The organism is Staphylococcus sp. HMSC065D05, assembly GCF_001813195.1.
Lineage (GTDB): Bacteria > Bacillota > Bacilli > Staphylococcales > Staphylococcaceae > Staphylococcus > Staphylococcus epidermidis.
Genome location: NZ_KV811753.1, coordinates 1 through 18,113, shown reverse-complemented (window position 1 = coordinate 18,113; position 18,113 = coordinate 1). Strand labels below are relative to the sequence as shown.

17 protein-coding genes are annotated in these 18,113 nt (G+C 33.1%); 11 read left to right on the top strand and 6 right to left on the bottom strand.

Features of this window, described 5'->3' with window-relative positions:
- Window positions 1-63 precede the first annotated feature (63 nt).
- The gene (locus HMPREF2897_RS07720) at window positions 64-1,395 is read right to left on the bottom strand and encodes a glucose-6-phosphate isomerase (protein WP_001831993.1); all 1,332 of its coding nucleotides are present in this window, start codon (window positions 1,393-1,395) and stop codon (window positions 64-66) included.
- A gap of 345 nt (window positions 1,396-1,740) precedes the next feature.
- On the opposite strand from HMPREF2897_RS07720, the gene HMPREF2897_RS07715 reads away from it, so the two are divergent.
- The 3 genes from HMPREF2897_RS07715 (at window position 1,741) to HMPREF2897_RS07705 (ending at window position 5,526) form a co-directional block, all read left to right on the top strand.
- Window positions 1,741-2,946 carry an argininosuccinate synthase gene (locus HMPREF2897_RS07715; protein ID WP_070592881.1) on the top strand — a complete coding sequence of 402 codons (1,206 nt, stop codon included), beginning with the start codon at window positions 1,741-1,743 and terminating at the stop codon, window positions 2,944-2,946.
- Window positions 2,936-4,327 carry an argininosuccinate lyase gene (gene argH, locus HMPREF2897_RS07710; RefSeq protein ID WP_070592879.1) on the top strand — a complete coding sequence of 464 codons (1,392 nt, stop codon included), beginning with the start codon at window positions 2,936-2,938 and terminating at the stop codon, window positions 4,325-4,327. The genes HMPREF2897_RS07715 and argH overlap by 11 nt, the downstream gene beginning before the upstream one ends.
- A 149-nt stretch (window positions 4,328-4,476) precedes the next feature.
- Window positions 4,477-5,526, top strand: coding sequence for a glycerophosphodiester phosphodiesterase (locus tag HMPREF2897_RS07705; protein ID WP_070592876.1), 1,050 nt, complete (start codon window positions 4,477-4,479; stop codon window positions 5,524-5,526).
- A gap of 191 nt (window positions 5,527-5,717) precedes the next feature.
- Here the strand turns inward: HMPREF2897_RS07705 and HMPREF2897_RS07700 are convergent, their stop codons facing one another.
- The 5 genes from HMPREF2897_RS07700 to HMPREF2897_RS07680 form a co-directional block, all read right to left on the bottom strand.
- Complete coding sequence (locus tag HMPREF2897_RS07700; protein ID WP_001831995.1) at window positions 5,718-6,962, bottom strand: Glu/Leu/Phe/Val family dehydrogenase; 1,245 nt, start codon at window positions 6,960-6,962, stop codon at window positions 5,718-5,720.
- Between the two features lie 108 nt (window positions 6,963-7,070).
- On the bottom strand, window positions 7,071-8,261 hold the full coding sequence (locus HMPREF2897_RS07695; protein ID WP_070592873.1) for an ornithine--oxo-acid transaminase: 1,191 nt from the start codon (window positions 8,259-8,261) through the stop codon (window positions 7,071-7,073).
- Window positions 8,262-8,593: 332 nt separating this feature from the next.
- On the bottom strand, window positions 8,594-9,721 hold the full coding sequence (locus HMPREF2897_RS07690; RefSeq protein WP_002446047.1) for an NADH-dependent flavin oxidoreductase: 1,128 nt from the start codon (window positions 9,719-9,721) through the stop codon (window positions 8,594-8,596).
- Window positions 9,722-10,042: 321 nt separating this feature from the next.
- Window positions 10,043-10,423: a S1 domain-containing post-transcriptional regulator Ygs gene (gene ygs, locus HMPREF2897_RS07685; protein WP_002446046.1), complete on the bottom strand. Its 381-nt coding sequence runs from the start codon at window positions 10,421-10,423 to the stop codon at window positions 10,043-10,045.
- Between the two features lie 464 nt (window positions 10,424-10,887).
- Window positions 10,888-11,481: a peptidylprolyl isomerase gene (locus tag HMPREF2897_RS07680; protein ID WP_001831922.1), complete on the bottom strand. Its 594-nt coding sequence runs from the start codon at window positions 11,479-11,481 to the stop codon at window positions 10,888-10,890.
- 65 nt (window positions 11,482-11,546) lie between these two features.
- Here HMPREF2897_RS07680 and HMPREF2897_RS07675 point away from each other — a divergent pair, with 65 nt between their 5' ends.
- From HMPREF2897_RS07675 to mnhG1, 8 genes are all read left to right on the top strand, one after another.
- Window positions 11,547-11,927: a kinase-associated lipoprotein B gene (locus tag HMPREF2897_RS07675; RefSeq protein WP_002446044.1), complete on the top strand. Its 381-nt coding sequence runs from the start codon at window positions 11,547-11,549 to the stop codon at window positions 11,925-11,927.
- A 193-nt stretch (window positions 11,928-12,120) separates the two neighbouring features.
- On the top strand, window positions 12,121-14,526 hold the full coding sequence (locus HMPREF2897_RS07670; protein WP_046044561.1) for a Na+/H+ antiporter subunit A: 2,406 nt from the start codon (window positions 12,121-12,123) through the stop codon (window positions 14,524-14,526).
- Window positions 14,519-14,947: a Na+/H+ antiporter Mnh1 subunit B gene (gene mnhB1, locus HMPREF2897_RS07665; protein WP_070592872.1), complete on the top strand. Its 429-nt coding sequence runs from the start codon at window positions 14,519-14,521 to the stop codon at window positions 14,945-14,947. Before HMPREF2897_RS07670 ends, mnhB1 begins: the two co-directional genes overlap by 8 nt.
- Complete coding sequence (mnhC1, locus tag HMPREF2897_RS07660) at window positions 14,947-15,294, top strand: Na+/H+ antiporter Mnh1 subunit C (protein ID WP_001831949.1); 348 nt, start codon at window positions 14,947-14,949, stop codon at window positions 15,292-15,294. Before mnhB1 ends, mnhC1 begins: the two co-directional genes overlap by 1 nt.
- Window positions 15,281-16,777 carry a Na+/H+ antiporter Mnh1 subunit D gene (mnhD1, locus tag HMPREF2897_RS07655; protein WP_002457194.1) on the top strand — a complete coding sequence of 499 codons (1,497 nt, stop codon included), beginning with the start codon at window positions 15,281-15,283 and terminating at the stop codon, window positions 16,775-16,777. Before mnhC1 ends, mnhD1 begins: the two co-directional genes overlap by 14 nt.
- A 1-nt stretch (window position 16,778) precedes the next feature.
- Entirely contained in the window at window positions 16,779-17,258 is a 480-nt protein-coding gene (locus HMPREF2897_RS07650; RefSeq protein WP_002457195.1) for a Na+/H+ antiporter subunit E, read from the top strand.
- Window positions 17,258-17,551 (top strand): Na+/H+ antiporter Mnh1 subunit F, encoded by a 294-nt coding sequence (mnhF1, locus tag HMPREF2897_RS07645; protein ID WP_001831940.1) that lies wholly within the window; start codon window positions 17,258-17,260, stop codon window positions 17,549-17,551. The genes HMPREF2897_RS07650 and mnhF1 overlap by 1 nt, the downstream gene beginning before the upstream one ends.
- Window positions 17,529-17,885, top strand: a complete 357-nt coding sequence (gene mnhG1, locus HMPREF2897_RS07640) for a Na+/H+ antiporter Mnh1 subunit G (protein WP_002475041.1) — start codon at window positions 17,529-17,531, stop codon at window positions 17,883-17,885. Before mnhF1 ends, mnhG1 begins: the two co-directional genes overlap by 23 nt.
- The last annotated feature ends 228 nt before the right edge of the window (window positions 17,886-18,113 follow it).

Genomic DNA, 18,113 nt, shown 5'->3' with positions numbered 1-18,113 from the left:
TCATTTACTGGCTATTTTGCTAGGAATTATGTCCTAAACTCATTTTTTAAGTTCAACTTGAAATTATAAACGATTTTCTAATTCTTTTTTCTTATCTTCAAAGCCTGGTTTACCTAATAGCGCAAACATGTTTTGTTTATAGGCTTCAACTCCAGGTTGATTAAATGGATTAACACCTAATTGATATCCACTCATTGCACAAGCTAATTCAAAGAAATAAACAACATACCCAAATGTTTCTTCATCTAACTGAGGAATATTTACAACGATATTTGGAACGCCACCATCAGTATGTGCAAGTAATGTACCTTCAAATGCTTTTGTATTCACTTCATCGATTGATTTGCCAGCAAGATAGTTCAGTCCGTCTAAATCATCTGCATCTTCTTCAATTTTGATATCATGTTTTGGATGGTTGACCTTAACCACTGTCTCGAATAAGAAACGACGGCCCTCTTGAACGTATTGTCCTAAGGAATGTAAATCAGTTGTGTAATTCGCACTTGATGGATAAATACCTTTGAAATCTTTCCCTTCTGATTCACCGTATAATTGTTTCCACCATTCGTTGAAATACTGCATAGACGGTTCGTAATTAATTAACATTTCAGTAGTATAACCTTTGCTATATAGAATATTTCGAATAGTTGCATATTGATATGCGATATTTTGATCTAGATCATCAGAAGATAACTCTTCACGTGCCTTAGCCGCACCAATCATGATTGATTCGATATTGATACCTGCAGTTGCAATTGGTAGTAATCCTACAGCTGTAAGAACAGAATAACGACCTCCCACATCATCAGGTACAACAAACGTTTCATAACCCTCATTGTCTGCTAATTGTTTAAGTGCACCTTTAGATTTATCTGTCGTTGCAAAAATACGTTTCTTAGCTTCATCTTTTCCATATTTTTCTTCAACCAATTGTTTAAATAATCTAAATGCAACTGCTGGTTCTGTCGTAGTACCTGATTTTGAAATAACGTTAACTGAAAAATCTTTTCCTTGTAAATAATCTAATAATTCTTTTGTATAACTTGAAGATAAATGATTACCTACAAATACAATTTCAGGGTATTCCGTATTTGTTCTAAATGAAGATGTAAGCATCTCAATTGCAGCACGTGCACCTAAGTATGAACCTCCAATACCGATAACAACAAGTACATCGGAATTTGATTTGATACGTTTAGATGCTTCGACGATTCTAGAAAATTCTTCTTTATCATAATCAACAGGTAAATCTAACCAACCTAAAAAGTCATTACCTGCTCCTGTACCTTTATGAATAGTTTGGTGGATAGTTTTAACAATATCCTTTTGCTGATCAAGTTCATGTTTGTCAAAAAATTCTAAAGTTTTTCCATAGTCTAATTGAATGTGAGTCATCTTATTGCCTCCTGTTATAAGTACTTATACTAATTCTACTAAGTTTAGATGCGCTATTCAATTCTGAAGGCTAACTTATCAAAGGAAATTGCTTTTTTATTTAACCTTTCCATTCATAAAAAAAGTTATTTTTAATATCAAAAGTCGCACCACCACTCCAAATATACAATTTACAGAAATTTTAAAATATACAAGAACGCCCTTATAACAGTGTTTAAAACTAAAAAGCCAAAGATAATTAGATTTAAAAATGAATATTTATGTAGAAAAATGGTTTTATTTTCATTATCAATCTGCTATGATAGATGCATATTGATAATCATAAAAATTATTTGAGGTGTAAATATGAAAGATAAAATCGTTTTAGCATATTCAGGTGGTTTAGATACAAGTGTTGCAGTTCAATGGCTTATTGATAAAGGATATGACGTAGTTGCTTGCTGTCTTGACGTAGGCGAAGGTAAAGATTTAGACGTTGTATATCAAAAAGCTTTAGACATGGGTGCAGTCGAATGTTATATTATTGATGCAACTAAAGAATTTAGTGATGATTATGTAAGTTATGCTATTAAAGGAAATTTAATGTATGAAAATGCATATCCTCTAGTTTCAGCATTATCACGTCCACTCATCGCAAAAAAACTGGTTGAAATTGCTGAAAAAACAAATTCAATAGGTATAGCACACGGATGTACTGGTAAAGGGAATGACCAAGTGCGTTTCGAAGTGGCAATCAAAGCGTTAAATCCTAAGTTAAAAGCATTTGCACCTGTTCGTGAATGGGCTTGGAGCAGAGAAGAGGAAATTGATTATGCAATTAAACATAATATTCCTGTTTCAATCAATCATGACTCACCATACTCAATCGACCAAAACTTATGGGGTAGAGCTAATGAATGTGGTATTTTAGAAGATCCTTATGCCGCTCCTCCAGAAGATGCATTTGATTTAACTACACCTTTAGAAGAAACTCCAGATGAAGCAGACGAAATTATCCTTACATTTAAGCAAGGTATTCCAGTACAAGTTGATGGCAAAGAGTATCAATTAGATGATCTTATTCTTTACTTAAATCAACTTGCTGGTAAACACGGTATTGGTAGAATTGATCATGTTGAAAATAGAATGGTCGGAATAAAATCTAGAGAGATATATGAAACACCAGGTGCTGAAGTGATTTTAAAAGCACACAAAGCACTAGAAACGATTACATTAACAAAAGACGTAGCGCACTTTAAGCCTGTCATTGAAAAACAATTTTCAGAACAAATATACAATGGTTTGTGGTTCTCACCATTAACAGATAGCTTAAAACTCTTTATCGATAGTACTCAACAATATGTTGAGGGCGAGGTGAGAATTAAATTATTTAAAGGAAACGCTATTGTCAATGGCAGACAATCTCCTTACACTTTATACGATGAAAAATTAGCTACTTATACAAAAGAAGATGCTTTCAATCAAGAGGCAGCAGTAGGTTTCATTGATATTTATGGTTTACCTACACAAGTTAATGCATTACTTCACGGGGGGTATAGTAATGAGCAATAAAGCTTGGGGTGGCAGATTTGAAACTCAACCCGAAGAATGGGTTGATGATTTCAATGCGTCAATTGATTTTGATAAAAATTTAATTAAACAAGATGTTCAAGGTAGTATTGCACATGCAACTATGCTCGCTAAACAACATATTATTACAGATGATGAAGCTCAATCCATCATTAATGAGCTTAAAAATATTCAACGTGACTTTGAAGAAGGTCAACTTGAATTTAAAGCTTCTCTCGAAGATATTCATCTTAATATTGAACACGAGCTTATTCAACGTATTGGCGAAGCTGGTGGAAAACTGCATACTGGTCGTAGTCGTAATGATCAAGTTGCCACAGATATGCATTTGTATACTAAAGAACAAGTTCAATACATTATTGAACTTATAACGTCGTTTCAACAAACGATTGTTCAATTAGCAGACCAGCATGTTGACACAATTATGCCTGGATATACGCATTTACAACGCGCACAACCCATCTCGTTCGCACATCATATTATGACTTACTTTTGGATGTTAGAAAGAGATAAAGGTAGATTCGTGGATAGTCTTAAACGTATAGATATCTCACCATTAGGTGCTGCAGCTTTAAGTGGAACTACACACCCTATAGATAGACATCTGACTCAAGAACTTCTAGGATTCGCAAATCTGTATGAAAATAGTTTAGATGCGGTCAGTGATCGTGACTATATCGTTGAAACATTGCATCATATTTCACTCACTATGGTGCATCTATCACGCTTTGCAGAAGAAATCATTTTTTGGTCGACTGATGAAGCAAAATTCATCACTTTATCAGACGCGTTTTCTACTGGCTCATCTATTATGCCACAAAAGAAAAACCCTGATATGGCAGAACTAATAAGAGGAAAAGTAGGACGTACTACAGGACACTTGATGAGTATGTTAGTAACACTTAAAGGCTTACCGTTAGCTTATAATAAGGACATGCAAGAAGATAAAGAAGGTTTATTTGATGCTGTACACACACTTAAAGGATCTCTTAGAATCTTCGAAGGTATGGTTGCATCTATGAAAGTTAATTCAAATCGTTTAAATCAAACAGTAAAAAATGACTTTTCAAATGCAACAGAATTAGCAGACTATTTAGTCAGTAAAAATATACCTTTTAGAACCGCTCACGAAATCGTTGGTAAAATCGTATTAAATTGTATTCATAAAGGTATTTACCTATTAGACGTACCTTTAAGCGTATATCAAGAACATCATGAAAATATTGAGGAAGATATATATGATTATTTAACACCAGAAAATTGTCTTAAGCGTCGTCAAAGCTATGGTTCAACTGGTCAAGAATCTGTAAAACATCAACTAAAAGTCGCAAAAGCATTATTAAAAGACAACGGATCAAAATAGTTATTAAAAATTATATCCATCTAAAATTACAAAAATTTAATTTTGTATTAAGTTATCAAAGTTTATATAAAAAAATGGTAAAATTCCCTTTCATCCTTTCAAATTGATGTACGTTTAAGTAGACATACTATTTTTGAAAGGATGTTTTTATGTTTAAGTCTAAGAAAATGATCATTTCAACTTTATCTTCCGTTACTCTAGGTTTAGCTAGTTTAAGTTCCCCTACGATAGCTGAAACTTCGAACCACTCCTCATCACCAAACCAATCAGAGAAATCTATACAACAACACACAAATATTCCATCTAATATGAATCAATCATCAGCTAAAACATTTAAACGACAAGCTGAATCAGACTCAGTAAGTGGTAAAACAAACGATACTCATAATCATTGGGCTAAAAATTTAACTGGGGAGAAATTTACAACCATTGCACATCGTGGCGCAAGTGGTTACGCCCCAGAACATACTTTTGAAGCATATGATAAAAGTCATAATGAATTAGGAGCATCTTACATAGAAATCGATTTACAACGTACTAAAGATGGTCACTTGGTTGCTATGCACGACGAAAAGGTCAATCGTACGACTAATGGCCATGGACGTGTCGACCAGTTTACTTTAAAAGAGTTAAAACAACTTGATGCAGGAAGCTGGTTTAATCGAAAGCATCCTGAATATGCCAAAAATAAATATAAAAATGCTAAAGTTCCTACTTTAGACGAAATTTTAAATCGCTACGGCAAAAATGCAAACTATTATATTGAAACTAAATCGCCAGATGTTTATCCTGGCATGGAAAAGCAATTATTAGATACATTAGATAAACATGACTTGTTAACACAAAAATCACTTAAACATGGACATGTAATGATCCAATCATTTTCAGGGAGTAGTTTAGAAAAGGTACATCACATGAACGCCAATATACCACTTATTAGACTAATGAATAAATTTGAACTTAAAAAAGCTTCTTATCAAGATTTAAAAAATATTAAATCTTATGCCATTGGAGTAGGTCCTGAATACACAGATTTAAATATTAAGAACACAAGACATTTAAAAAATTTAGGATTTTTAGTTCATCCTTATACAGTTGATGATGAAAATCAAATGAGAAACTTAAATCAATATGGTGTTGATGGTGTATTCACTAATTATGCTGATAGATATAAAAAAGTTTCAGAAACACAACAATAAAATATTAACGTTGAGTTGAACTGACTTCATAATAATTTTATCATTGCATTTTACTTAAGAACATTTGAGAAAGCATTACTTTTAACATTAACTTACTATTAATAAAGTTATCAATTGCATAAACATGATAAAAACCCTAGGACTATCAACTGATGTCTCAGGGTTTTCATCATATACTTATAATATTTTTCTTATGCCCAACCTCTATATCTTGCCGCTTCAGCAGTACGTTTAATACCTACTATATATGCTGCTAATCTCATATCAATTTTTCTATTTTGTGACAATTCATAAATCGTATCAAATGCTGTTACTAACTTTTCACGTAGTTTGTCATTGACTTCTTCTTCAGTCCAATAATAACCTTGATTATTTTGTACCCACTCGAAATAAGATACAGTCACACCCCCTGCACTTGCAAGTACATCCGGCACTAGTAATATATCTCTTTCTGTTAAAATACGTGTTGCTTCAGGTGTCGTAGGGCCATTAGCAGCTTCAACAACAATGCTTGCTTTAATATCGTGCGCATTATCTTCAGTGATTTGATTGGAAATTGCAGCAGGAACAAGGATGTCACAATCCAATTCGAATAATTCTTTGTTAGAAATTGTATCTTCGAATAGATTTGTAACTGTACCGAAGCTATCACGTCGATCTAATAAATAATCTATATCAAGTCCATTAGGGTCATGTAAGGCTCCATATGCATCACTTATACCAACTACTTTAGCACCTAAATCGTATAAGAATTTAGCTAAGAAACTACCTGCATTGCCGAAACCTTGAATCACAATTTTGGCATCTTTAATATCCATGCCACGACGTTTTGCCGCTTGTTCAATTGCAATGACTACACCTAAAGCTGTAGAGCGATCACGTCCTTGAGATCCACCTAATACAATAGGTTTGCCTGTTATAAAACCTGGCGAATTAAATTTATCTAATGCACTATACTCATCCATCATCCAAGCCATAATTTGAGAGTTTGTAAAAACATCTGGTGCTGGAATATCTTTGTTAGGGCCAACAAATTGAGATATAGCCCTTACATATCCTCGAGATAAACGCTCAACTTCGTGTATACTCATTTGACGCGGATCACAAACAATACCGCCTTTACCCCCACCATAAGGTAAATTAACAATGCCACATTTTAAAGTCATCCACATTGATAATGCCTTCACTTCTTCTTCATCAACTTCTGGATGGAAACGAACGCCACCTTTAGTAGGGCCAACTGCATCATTATGTTGTGCACGGTATCCAGTAAATGTTTTAACTGTCCCATCGTCCATTCGTACTGGAATGCGCACTTGTAAAAATCTAATTGGTTCTTTTATAAGGTCATACATACCATCATCAAAGCCCAATTTGTGTAATGCTTCTTTAATAATCCCTTGAGTGGAAGTTACTAAATTATTATTCTCAGTCATGATCCTATTCGCCTCTTTTTACTAAATGATTTCGCTTTCATTCGTAATTGTAACACAATTGAAAGCATTTTAAAGATTTTCTAAATTAATTGTTACAACTATTTGAAACTATGCAAATACACTCTTAATCTTCTCTAAAGCCATGTCTAACTCTTCTTTCGTTATCACTAATGGAGGTGCAAATCTAATAACGGTGTCGTGAGTTTCTTTACATAATAATCCTTGTTCTTTCAAAGCTTCACAATATGGTCTGGCACTTTCATGTAATTCAATACCGATAAATAATCCTCGTCCCCTAACTTCTTTAATAGATGGATGCTCAATTTTTTTCAATTCAGACTTAAAATATTCTCCTAATTCTAATGAACGACCAGGTAAATCCTCGTCAATAATGACATCTATAGCTGCAATAGAAACTGCACACGCTAGTGGATTTCCACCAAATGTAGAACCATGTGAGCCAGGAGTAAATACATCTAATACCTCATTATCTGCAAGAACTACCGAGATAGGAAATACCCCTCCACCTAACGCTTTTCCTAAAATATAAACATCCGGTTTTACATGATCCCAATCCGTTGCAAATAATTTTCCTGAACGTCCTAATCCTGCTTGAATTTCATCAGCAATAAATAAAATTTGATGTTCATCACATAATTCTCTAATTGTTTTCAAATATCCGTCTGGTGGTACGTTAATCCCCGCTTCTCCCTGTATAGGTTCTACTAAAATTGCTGCTGTATTTTTATTAATTGCTGCTTTTAATTGATTAACGTCACCAAACTCAACTTTTCGAAAGCCATCTAACAATGGACCATAACCTCGTTGATACTCAGCTTCTGAAGACAATGATACTGGTGCCATTGTACGTCCATGGAAATTACCATTAAAGGCGATAATTTCAGCTTTGTTCGGCTCGATACCCTTAACATCATAAGCCCAACGACGAGCAGCTTTTAAAGCTGTTTCAACCGCCTCTGCTCCTGTATTCATAGGCAATGCTTTGTCTTTACCTGCGAGTTTACATATTTTCTCATACCATTGACCCAAATTATCACTATGAAAAGCACGTGATACTAACGTGACTTTATCTGCTTGATCTTTCAACGCTTGAATAATTCTTGGGTGTCGATGACCTTGATTCACTGCCGAGTATGCCGAAAGCATATCCATATACGTGTTACCTTCCGGATCTTTCACCCATACACCCTCTGCTTCAGAAATAACAATTGGAAGTGGAACGTAGTTATGCGCCCCATAGTGATTTGTTAAGTTAATAATTTTTTCAGATTGAGTCATAAAATCTCCCCTTCGTTTTCGAATAAAAACTTATTAACAATATCATAACTGATTTCTATCGACTCTCAAACTTATTTTTTAATATAACAATAAAATGAATCAATATCGTCATAATCGACAAATTGAATTGTATGAAACAGACTAAATCTTGATGCAAAACATATATGTAAGCCCTTACATTTATAATGACATAACGACTCTATCATTGACAAGTTATATCGTTAATAAACATTAATTTCAATAAAGTAAAAATCATAAAATGCTCTATAATAAAAACCCCTAATGTTGGTTTAACATTAGGGGGAATAGATACATTCAGATATACCATTCAATTATTTGTCTTTTCGAGGTAACGGGTAGAATCCTTGATTAAACTGTTCCCAAAGATTTGGTGTTAGATAATGTTGGTCTTCACGATTAGGATCAAAAGCATTTATAATTTCATCTTCTCGTCCTTCTTTAATTTTAGCAACAAAATCATAATCAAGTAGAATTTCACGACCTAACGCAACAAATTCAACTCCAATGTTCTCAACAGCATTTAGTGCATCTTCAGCTGTAAAGACAGAACCTATACCAATAAGTGGCATACGTCCATTTATCCATTGATGAATAAGTTTCAAGCGATTTTCACCTTTATATTTACCTTCTCGCGTCACTGAGTTAACATCCATTAATGACACATGAATATAATCAAGTGGTTTATTTGCGATTTGGTGAATTAATTCTTCAGTTATCTCCATTGAAATACCTGGTGATTCCGCTTCTTCAGGTGACAATCTATAACCAATAATAAAATCATCATTTGCATGAGCTTTTTTAGCTTTAATAACTTCATCTATAACAGCAACAGGGAATTTATAGTTATCAGCCCAAACATCATTTCTTCTATTATAGTAAGGAGAAACAAATTGGTGAATAAGATAATGGTTTGCGCCATGAATTTCAACGCCATCAAAACCTGCTTCAATTGCTCTTCTAGTTGCTTCACCAAAGTCTCTAATAGTTTGTTCAATTTCTTCAGCAGTCATCTCACGAGCATCATGTTCTTCTTGCTGACCAAAACTTTTAAGAGAAATAGCACTTGGTGCAACAACATCTCCATCAGGTGTTAACTCTGGTAAAGCTTGAGCACCTCCATGATGAATTTGGACTATTGCTTTCGCACCATTTTTCTTCATAACTTGAGCAAGTTCTTTTAACCCTTCGATATCTGAGTCATGTGCAACAGAAGGTTGACCAGGAAATGCTTTACCTACATCATTGACATTACTTGCGGCATTAATTGCAATCCCTACATCTTTGGAACGTTTCTCAATGTAAGGTAATTCTATATCCGAAATTGTTCCATCATCATTTGATGAAGTATGTGTAAGAGGAGCTAAAACAAAACGATTTCTTACCTCAACACCATTAGGTAGTGTTAAAGATTTAAATAAAGGTTCATATTTATTATTCATATTTTTAATACTCTCCTTGCTTAATGATGTTATGACTATAGCATGCTAGTTACATACTATTCTAATTATTTGCTTACAAATTATTTATTCCCCAATTATAAAAATGTTAAGAATAGTTAATTACATTCAACAAATAAATAATAATTGTCTAAAATTCTTTTATTTCCCCTTATTGAAATCATCGTTTATCCAAAATAATTGTTAAATTTAATTAATAAAAAACGACAATCCTAACAACACATTGTTGTTTAAAGATTGTCGTTATCATGTGATTGATTACATATATCGTAACATCACATGTTGGCACGAATTGACAGTCGTTTAGTCATTGTGAATTGCACGTTTTGACTGTTTGATCCAGACCGGTAAGCGTTCTTTAAGTGTTTGAAACCCATACTTTTCTGTTTCTCTAATTTCAACTAAGACAGACTGTTTTTCTTTTTTACGCTCATAATTTTTAAAGTAATCATTATCTTTTAAGGACAAATTTAATTTACCTTCATCATCAATTGATAATATTTTTGCTTTAACAACCTGTCCTTCAGATAGAAATTTCTTTAAGTTATGGACATAATCATCCATAATTTCTGAGATATGGATAAGCCCTTCAGTATGGTCAGGGGTCTCAACAAATGCGCCATACGGTTGAATACCAGTCACACGTACCTTGATATGTTGACCTACTTTGTAGTGATGATTCAACTTGATAACCCCTTATTTCGATTTTCTTAACACTCATATCATAGCATAAATCAAATATCTCGACTAACTATAACCATAATAAAATTCATTAAATTTTAAAAACTGGATCCTTATTGTATTGTTTTGCAAATGAATCTATAAACTAATGGATTAAAATTATCATTCAAATATATGTTTTTCTAATAGATTTAATGAGTAAAGAGCATTGGAATTCGAATTGTGAAATATTACATCAAACCCTTTTACATTGTCTATAGCATTTTATTCTAAGAATCAAGGTAAAGTTAAAAATACTTTGGTATCATTTTCTAACCAAGTTATCAATTATCATTATATTAAAATACCTGAGACAAAATTTGCCTCAGGTTATAAATTATTGATTGGATTTTATCTCTGAAAATAAATGCTGACTTCATACACTTTATACAATACAACAAAACTTATAGTTGCAATTAATGAATAAATTATTCTTCTACATCTATCGATTCAATGACTACATCATAAACAGGTTTGTCTTGAGCACCAACTTTAGTATTTGCAATATCTTCTAAAGTTGATTCACCCTCAATCAGTTGACCAAATACTGTATGTTTTTGATCTAACCAAGGTGTACCACCTTTTTCACCATATGCTTCTACAATAGGTTGAGGCCATCCACCATCTGCTAATTGACTTAACATATTTTCAGGCACTTCCTTCATTTGGACTATAAAGAATTGAGATCCATTTGTATTAGGACCTGCATTAGCCATTGATAATGCACCGTAAAGGTTAAAAGCTTCTAGAGAAAATTCATCTTCAAAAGCACTACCATAAATACTTTCTCCACCCATACCAGTTGCAGTTGGGTCCCCACCTTGTACCATAAAATCATTGATAACACGGTGGAACGTTACACCATCGTAGTACCCATTTTTTGAATGTGTCACAAAGTTTTCAACTGTCTTTGGAGCAATGTCGGGAAATAATTTAAATGTCATGTCACCTTTATTTGTATGCATAACTACTTTAATTTCGTTATCTTGAATCTCTTTATTTAACTGCGGATAGTTCGTCATTTCAATTCTCCATTCGTGTTATGATATAAACATATATTAACATATATGAAAGGAAGTAATATAGGATGTTATATCGATTTTCTCACAAGACAGGCGTTTATGGTGTAAGTATCAAAGAGGAAACTGGAAATCAAATACTCGTACAAGTTGAACAAGTAATCAAACATCCCAAACAAGGTGATTTACACCATCCCAATGAAACAGAAGGCGTCTTTTTTCATGAACGTAAAGCTTTAAGCCATTTTGAGAAACGTTACGCAACACCTTCTCAACTTCGTGAGTTTAATGTCGAGGTCATACCTTATGAAGACTCACTTCAACATGCTATTACACATCTTGAGAATCAATTAAAAAAAGAGGAGACAACGTATTCACGATTGTCTTTAAATAATTTAAATCGTTTAAAAGAAGATTACGCTATTCAATATAAAAGACACTTCGACTAATCCATATTAAAACTTTAGTAATAAAGCGAAATAATTATTCATATAGTTAAAATTTTTGAATAAATTTTGACGTGTTTCTTCTTATTTAAAAGAGTCTTTAATTCAAGAGCTTCAAGCAGTTACATGGTTTTTCAGAAGAAGCGCATTGATGTATAATATATGTCGTAAATAAATTTTAAAGGAGGAAAACATAGTGAGTTTGTTACATATTGCGGTACTATTACCGTTAATATTTGCACTCATTATTCCATTCCTATACCGGTTCGTTAAACGTATACATTTAGGATGGTTTGTATTACCTGTTCCTATTGTCTTATTTATATATTTCATATCATTGATTTCAATGACGATGTCAGGTAATAACGTAATGAAAAACTTAAATTGGATGCCACATATTGGAATGAATTTCAATTTATATGTGGATGGTCTCGGATTATTATTCAGTTTGCTTATCACTGGCATAGGAAGTCTAGTGGTTTTATATTCTATCGGATATTTAAGCAAATCAGAACAACTCGGGAATTTTTACTGTTATTTATTACTATTTATGGGTGCAATGTTAGGAGTTGTACTCTCTGATAATTTTATTATTTTATATTTATTTTGGGAGTTAACTTCTTTCTCTAGCTTTTTATTAATTTCTTTCTGGAGAGAGAAAAAAGCTTCAATTTATGGTGCTCAAAAATCTTTAATCATTACCGTATTAGGTGGCTTGAGCATGCTAGGCGGTATCATTTTACTTTCCCTAGCTACTGATACTTTTAGTATTCAGGCTATGATTTCAAAAGCAAGTGACATTCAAAATAGTCCTTTCTTTATCTTAGCAATGATACTTTTTATGATTGGTGCATTTACAAAATCTGCACAAGTACCTTTTTATATTTGGTTGCCAGATGCTATGGAGGCGCCTACGCCAGTAAGTGCATACCTTCACTCTGCAACGATGGTAAAAGCAGGACTATATTTAATCGCAAGAATCACACCTATTTTTGCAATATCCGAAGGTTGGGTATGGACAATTACACTTGTTGGTTTAATCACCCTATTCTGGGCATCACTTAATGCAACAAAACAACATGATTTAAAAGGTATTTTAGCTTTCTCAACTGTGTCTCAACTAGGGATGATTATGTCTATGCTTGGTATTGGTGCTGTAAGTTATCATTATCAAGGCGCTAATAGTCAACTTTATGTTGCTGGATTTGTTGCTGCCATATTTCATTTAATTAATCATGCCACATTTAAAGGTGCACTATTTATGATTACAGGTGGTATTGATCATTCAACTGGTACACGTGATGTTAAAAAGTTGGGCGGTTTACTTACAATTATGCCTATCTCATTCACGCTTACAGTTATTACAACATTAAGCATGGCTGGTGTACCGCCTTTTAATGGCTTTCTATCAAAAGAGAAATTCTTAGAGGCGATGATTAATGTTACACATTTAAATTTAATGAGTCTAAATACTTTAGGTATTCTTTTACCAATCATTGCCATTATTGGCAGTATTTTCACATTTGTATATTCAATTAAATTTATATTGCATATATTCTTTGGTTCTTATAAACCTGAAGCACTGCCAAAACAAGCGCATGAATCTTCAATGTTAATGCTTATTTCACCTATCATTTTAACATCACTAGTTATAGTATTCGGTTTATTCCCAAGTATATTAACGCAATCTATTATAGAGCCGGCATCTGAAGCAGTTAGTCAAACGTCAAATATAACTGCTGAGTTCCATTTATTCCATGGTATAACTCCAGCATTCTTATCAACAATAGGTATTTATATTATTGGTATTTTATTGTTAATTTCATTTAGTTATTGGATTCGTTTATTACAAGCACATCCATATCAGTTAACGTTGAATCATTGGTATGACACTTCAGGCCGTCGTATTCCAGGATATTCCGAAAATATAACAAATAGTTATGTTACAGGTTTTTCTAGAAATAATTTGGTGATTATCTTAGGTATTCTCATTGCTTTAACTTTTGTTACTGTCATCAGTGTACCCTTCAGTATTGACTTTAAAAACGTGAGTCATTTACGCGTATTTGAAGGTGCAACAGTATTGTTTTTACTGATTGCTTCAACTTTCATTATATTTGCAAAATCACGTTTGTTTAGCATTATTATGTTAAGCGCTGTGGGTTACGCTATATCAGTATTATTTATTTTCTTTAAAGCGCCCGACTTAGCATTAACACAATTTGTAGTGGAATCTATTTCTACAGCATTATTCTTACTATGCTTTTATCACCTACCTAATTTAAATCGCTACAATGAAAAACCTACTTTTAAACTGACAAATGCTGTAATTTCAATTGGAGTAGGATTATCAGTGATTATTTTAGGATTAATTGGCTATGGTAATAGACACTTTGAATCTATTACTAAATTCTACCAAGAACATGTTTTTGATTTAGCACATGGTAAAAATATGGTAAATGTCATTCTCGTAGATTTCCGTGGTATGGATACTTTATTCGAGTCATCTGTACTAGGTATTGCAGGTTTAGGCGTATATACAATGATTAAATTACGATTAAAACAAAAAAATCAATCAAGTGAGGTGAATGACCATGAATAGACAACAAAATAACCTTATGTTTCAATACGCTGCCGTGATTATTTTCTTCATGGTCATTGTGTTCGGCTTTTCACTATTTTTAGCCGGACATTATACACCAGGTGGCGGTTTCGTTGGTGGTTTGCTTTTCGCTAGTGCATTATTAGTTATTACAATTGCATATGATGTAAAAACTATGAGAAAGATTTTTCCTTTAGATTTTAAAATCTTAATTGGTATTGGTTTATTATTTTGCGTGGGTACACCATTAACAAGTTGGTTCATGTCTAAAAACTTTTTTACACATGTCACTTTTTACATCCCTTTGCCTTTACTTGAACCTATGCACATGACGACAGCGATGTTTTTTGATTTTGGTGTTTTATGTGCAGTTGTAGGAACTATTATGACTATAATTATTTCGATTGGAGAGAACGAATAGTGGAAATTATCATGATTTTTGTTAGTGGTATTCTCACATCTATAAGTGTCTATCTCGTTTTGTCTAAAAGTTTGATACGTATCATTATGGGGACTACACTACTAACTCATGCCGCAAATTTATTTTTAATTACTATGGGAGGTTTAAAACACGGAACTGTTCCAATATTTGAAAAAGGAACATCAAGCTATGTTGACCCTATCCCTCAAGCATTGATTTTAACAGCTATCGTTATCGCCTTTGCTACAACAGCCTTCTTCCTAGTTCTTGCATTTAGAACATATAAAGAACTAGGCACAGATAACGTTGAGCTAATGAAAGGAGCGCCAGAAGATGATAGAGAGTAACTTGCTTGTTTTAACTTTAGTCATACCTATCCTAACTGCAATTTTACTCATATTTATTGGAAAGCGCCCAATAATAAAAAGATATGTTGCACTTGTCGGTACATTGTTAACATTAGTCGTTGCATTGATTAACTTAAAGAATGTGCTACGAGACGGACCAATCAAGGTTGAACTGGGCTCTTGGAAAGCCCCATACAGTATTGTATTTGTAGTCGATATTTTTAGCGCTCTACTCATCATCACAAGTATTATTATTACCATTTTAGTCATTTTATACTCATATCGTTCTATCGGTTTAGATAGAGAACGCCATTATTATTATTTCTCTATCATGTTTATGTTGATTGGTATTATTGGCTCATTTACAACAGGAGATATTTTCAACTTGTTTGTGTTCTTTGAAGTCTTTTTAATGTCTTCATATTGTTTACTCGTTATTGGTACTACTAAAATACAATTACAAGAAACAATTAAGTATATTTTAGTCAATGTTGTTTCATCATCTTTCTTTGTCATGGGTGTTGCAGTTTTATATTCAGTAGTAGGAACTTTAAATCTCGCTCATATTAGTGAAAGATTATCACAACTTTCTGTGCATGACAGCGGCTTAGTCAATATTGTTTTTATTTTATTTATCTTTGTCTTTGCCACTAAAGCAGGCGTTTTTCCTATGTACGTATGGCTACCTGGTGCTTATTATGCTCCTCCAGTAGCGATCATCACGTTCTTTGGCGCACTATTGACTAAAGTGGGTGTATACGCAATTGCGAGAACTCTAAGTTTATTCTTCAATAACACAGTAAGCTTTTCTCATTATGTCATCCTTTTCTTAGCATTACTTACAATTATTTTTGGATGTGTAGGTGCAATAGCTTACTATGATACGAAGAAAATCATCCTTTATAATATTATGATTGCAGTCGGTGTCATATTAGTTGGTGTTGCTATGATGAACGAATCAGGCATGACTGGTGCAATATATTACACACTACATGATATGTTAGTTAAAGCTTCATTGTTCTTACTCATTGGCGTCATGTACAAAATCACTAAAACGACTGACTTACGTCATTTTGGTGGCTTGATTAAAGGATATCCTATTCTAGGTTGGACATTCTTTATTGCATCGCTAAGCTTAGCGGGTATACCACCTTTTAGTGGTTTTTATGGTAAATTCTACATTGTTCGAGCGACCTTTGAAAAAGGATTTTATCTAAGTGGTATCATTGTACTTTTATCAAGTTTAATCGTGTTATATTCAGTCATACGTATTTTCTTAAGAGGATTTTTCGGTGAAGTTGAAGGATATACTTTATCCAAAAAGGTAAATGTTAAATATCTAACAACTATCGCCGTCGCATCTACAGTGATTACTGTAGTCTTTGGATTATCTGCAGACGCATTATTCCCAATCATCAAAGATGGTGCTGAAACGTTTGTCGATCCAAGTCAATATATTCATAGTGTGTTAGGAGGTAAATAGTTTGGCTATACAGTTTGTAATTAATTTACTTGTTTCTGTCATATGGTTACTTGTAACAAATAGCTATACCTTAAATAACTTTGTATTGGGTTTTATACTAGGATTATTTCTAGTTTATCTCCTGCACCGTGTCTTGCCTGGTCAGTTTTATTTAGTGAGAATATATAGAATTGTGATGCTTATCATTACATTTTTAACTGAGTTAATAAAAGCAAACTTTGGTGTACTCAAAATTATTCTCAAACCACGAATTGAGAATAAACCCGGATTCTTTGTGTACGAGACGGAATTAGAAAGTGACTGGCAACTTGTTTTACTTTCCAATTTGATTACGTTAACACCCGGCACAGTCGTTTTAGGTATTAGTGATGACCGTAAAAAGATTTATATCCACTCAATTGATTTCAGTACAAAGGAAGAAGAGATTCAAAGTATCAAATCTTCATTAGAGAAGGTCGTTAGAAAGGTAGGCGAGAAATAATGCCTTTTAAAATATTTATTATTACAGCCTTAATTATTGTTGTCTTATCAATGTTAGCAATGTTAATACGTGTTATTTTAGGACCCTCTCTAGCAGACCGTGTCGTTGCACTTGATGCAATTGGTTTACAGTTAATGGCCGTGATAGCGCTATTTAGTATTTTACTGAATATTAAATACATGCTCGTCGTTATTTTAATGGTCGGTATTCTTGCTTTTCTAGGAACTGCAGTCTTTTCTAAATTTATGGATGAAGGTAAGGTGATCAAGCATGATAGCAACGATCGTCACTAGTGTCTCTATCATATTTGTTGTTCTTGGAGCTTTGATCAGTGCCTTTGCTGCAACGGGCCTCATTCGATTAAGGGATGTTTACTCAAGAGCACATGCAGCTGGTAAAGCAGCCACACTGGGTTCGATGTTTTTACTATTTGGAGCATTTTTATACTTTATTGGTACTGAAGGATATGTAAATATGCAATTAATTATCGGAATTATTTTCGTATTTATTACTGGTCCCCTTTCAAGTCATTTAATCATGAAAGCTGCCTATAACATTAAAACACCGTATACCAAAGATACTAAAATTGATGAAATTAAAGAGGATATGAAGCATACAAAACTATAATTCATACTTTTAAGAGTTTTATACCAAAATCAAATTCAATATTTACTAATTTTTTTAAATCGATAATATGATTAATACTTGGGACATAATTCCTAACAAAAAAGCCAGTAAATGAGTTTGGCACTGAACCCTTAAAACGGGAACTTAATAAAAACACCATGTTCTAGGCTATTAATTCTCTGTATTTTACAGGGGATAAGTAGCCTAGTTTTTGTTGAATTCGATTAT

Excerpts from the sequence above, each read along its gene's own strand:
- HMPREF2897_RS07680 (WP_001831922.1), bottom strand. The coding sequence starts at position 11,481 with ATGACGAACTATCCGCAGTTAAATAAAGAGATTCAAGATAACGAAATT.
- HMPREF2897_RS07675 (WP_002446044.1), top strand. The coding sequence starts at position 11,547 with ATGTTATATCGATTTTCTCACAAGACAGGCGTTTATGGTGTAAGTATC.
- HMPREF2897_RS07720 (WP_001831993.1), bottom strand. The coding sequence starts at position 1,395 with ATGACTCACATTCAATTAGACTATGGAAAAACTTTAGAATTTTTTGAC.
- HMPREF2897_RS07705 (WP_070592876.1), top strand. The coding sequence starts at position 4,477 with ATGTTTAAGTCTAAGAAAATGATCATTTCAACTTTATCTTCCGTTACT.
- HMPREF2897_RS07695 (WP_070592873.1), bottom strand. The coding sequence starts at position 8,261 with ATGACTCAATCTGAAAAAATTATTAACTTAACAAATCACTATGGGGCG.
- mnhF1 (WP_001831940.1), top strand. The coding sequence starts at position 17,258 with ATGCCTTTTAAAATATTTATTATTACAGCCTTAATTATTGTTGTCTTA.
- argH (WP_070592879.1), top strand. The coding sequence starts at position 2,936 with ATGAGCAATAAAGCTTGGGGTGGCAGATTTGAAACTCAACCCGAAGAA.
- HMPREF2897_RS07700 (WP_001831995.1), bottom strand. The coding sequence starts at position 6,962 with ATGACTGAGAATAATAATTTAGTAACTTCCACTCAAGGGATTATTAAA.
- HMPREF2897_RS07690 (WP_002446047.1), bottom strand. The coding sequence starts at position 9,721 with ATGAATAATAAATATGAACCTTTATTTAAATCTTTAACACTACCTAAT.
- mnhG1 (WP_002475041.1), top strand. The coding sequence starts at position 17,529 with ATGATAGCAACGATCGTCACTAGTGTCTCTATCATATTTGTTGTTCTT.
- mnhB1 (WP_070592872.1), top strand. The coding sequence starts at position 14,519 with ATGAATAGACAACAAAATAACCTTATGTTTCAATACGCTGCCGTGATT.
- mnhD1 (WP_002457194.1), top strand. The coding sequence starts at position 15,281 with ATGATAGAGAGTAACTTGCTTGTTTTAACTTTAGTCATACCTATCCTA.
- HMPREF2897_RS07715 (WP_070592881.1), top strand. The coding sequence starts at position 1,741 with ATGAAAGATAAAATCGTTTTAGCATATTCAGGTGGTTTAGATACAAGT.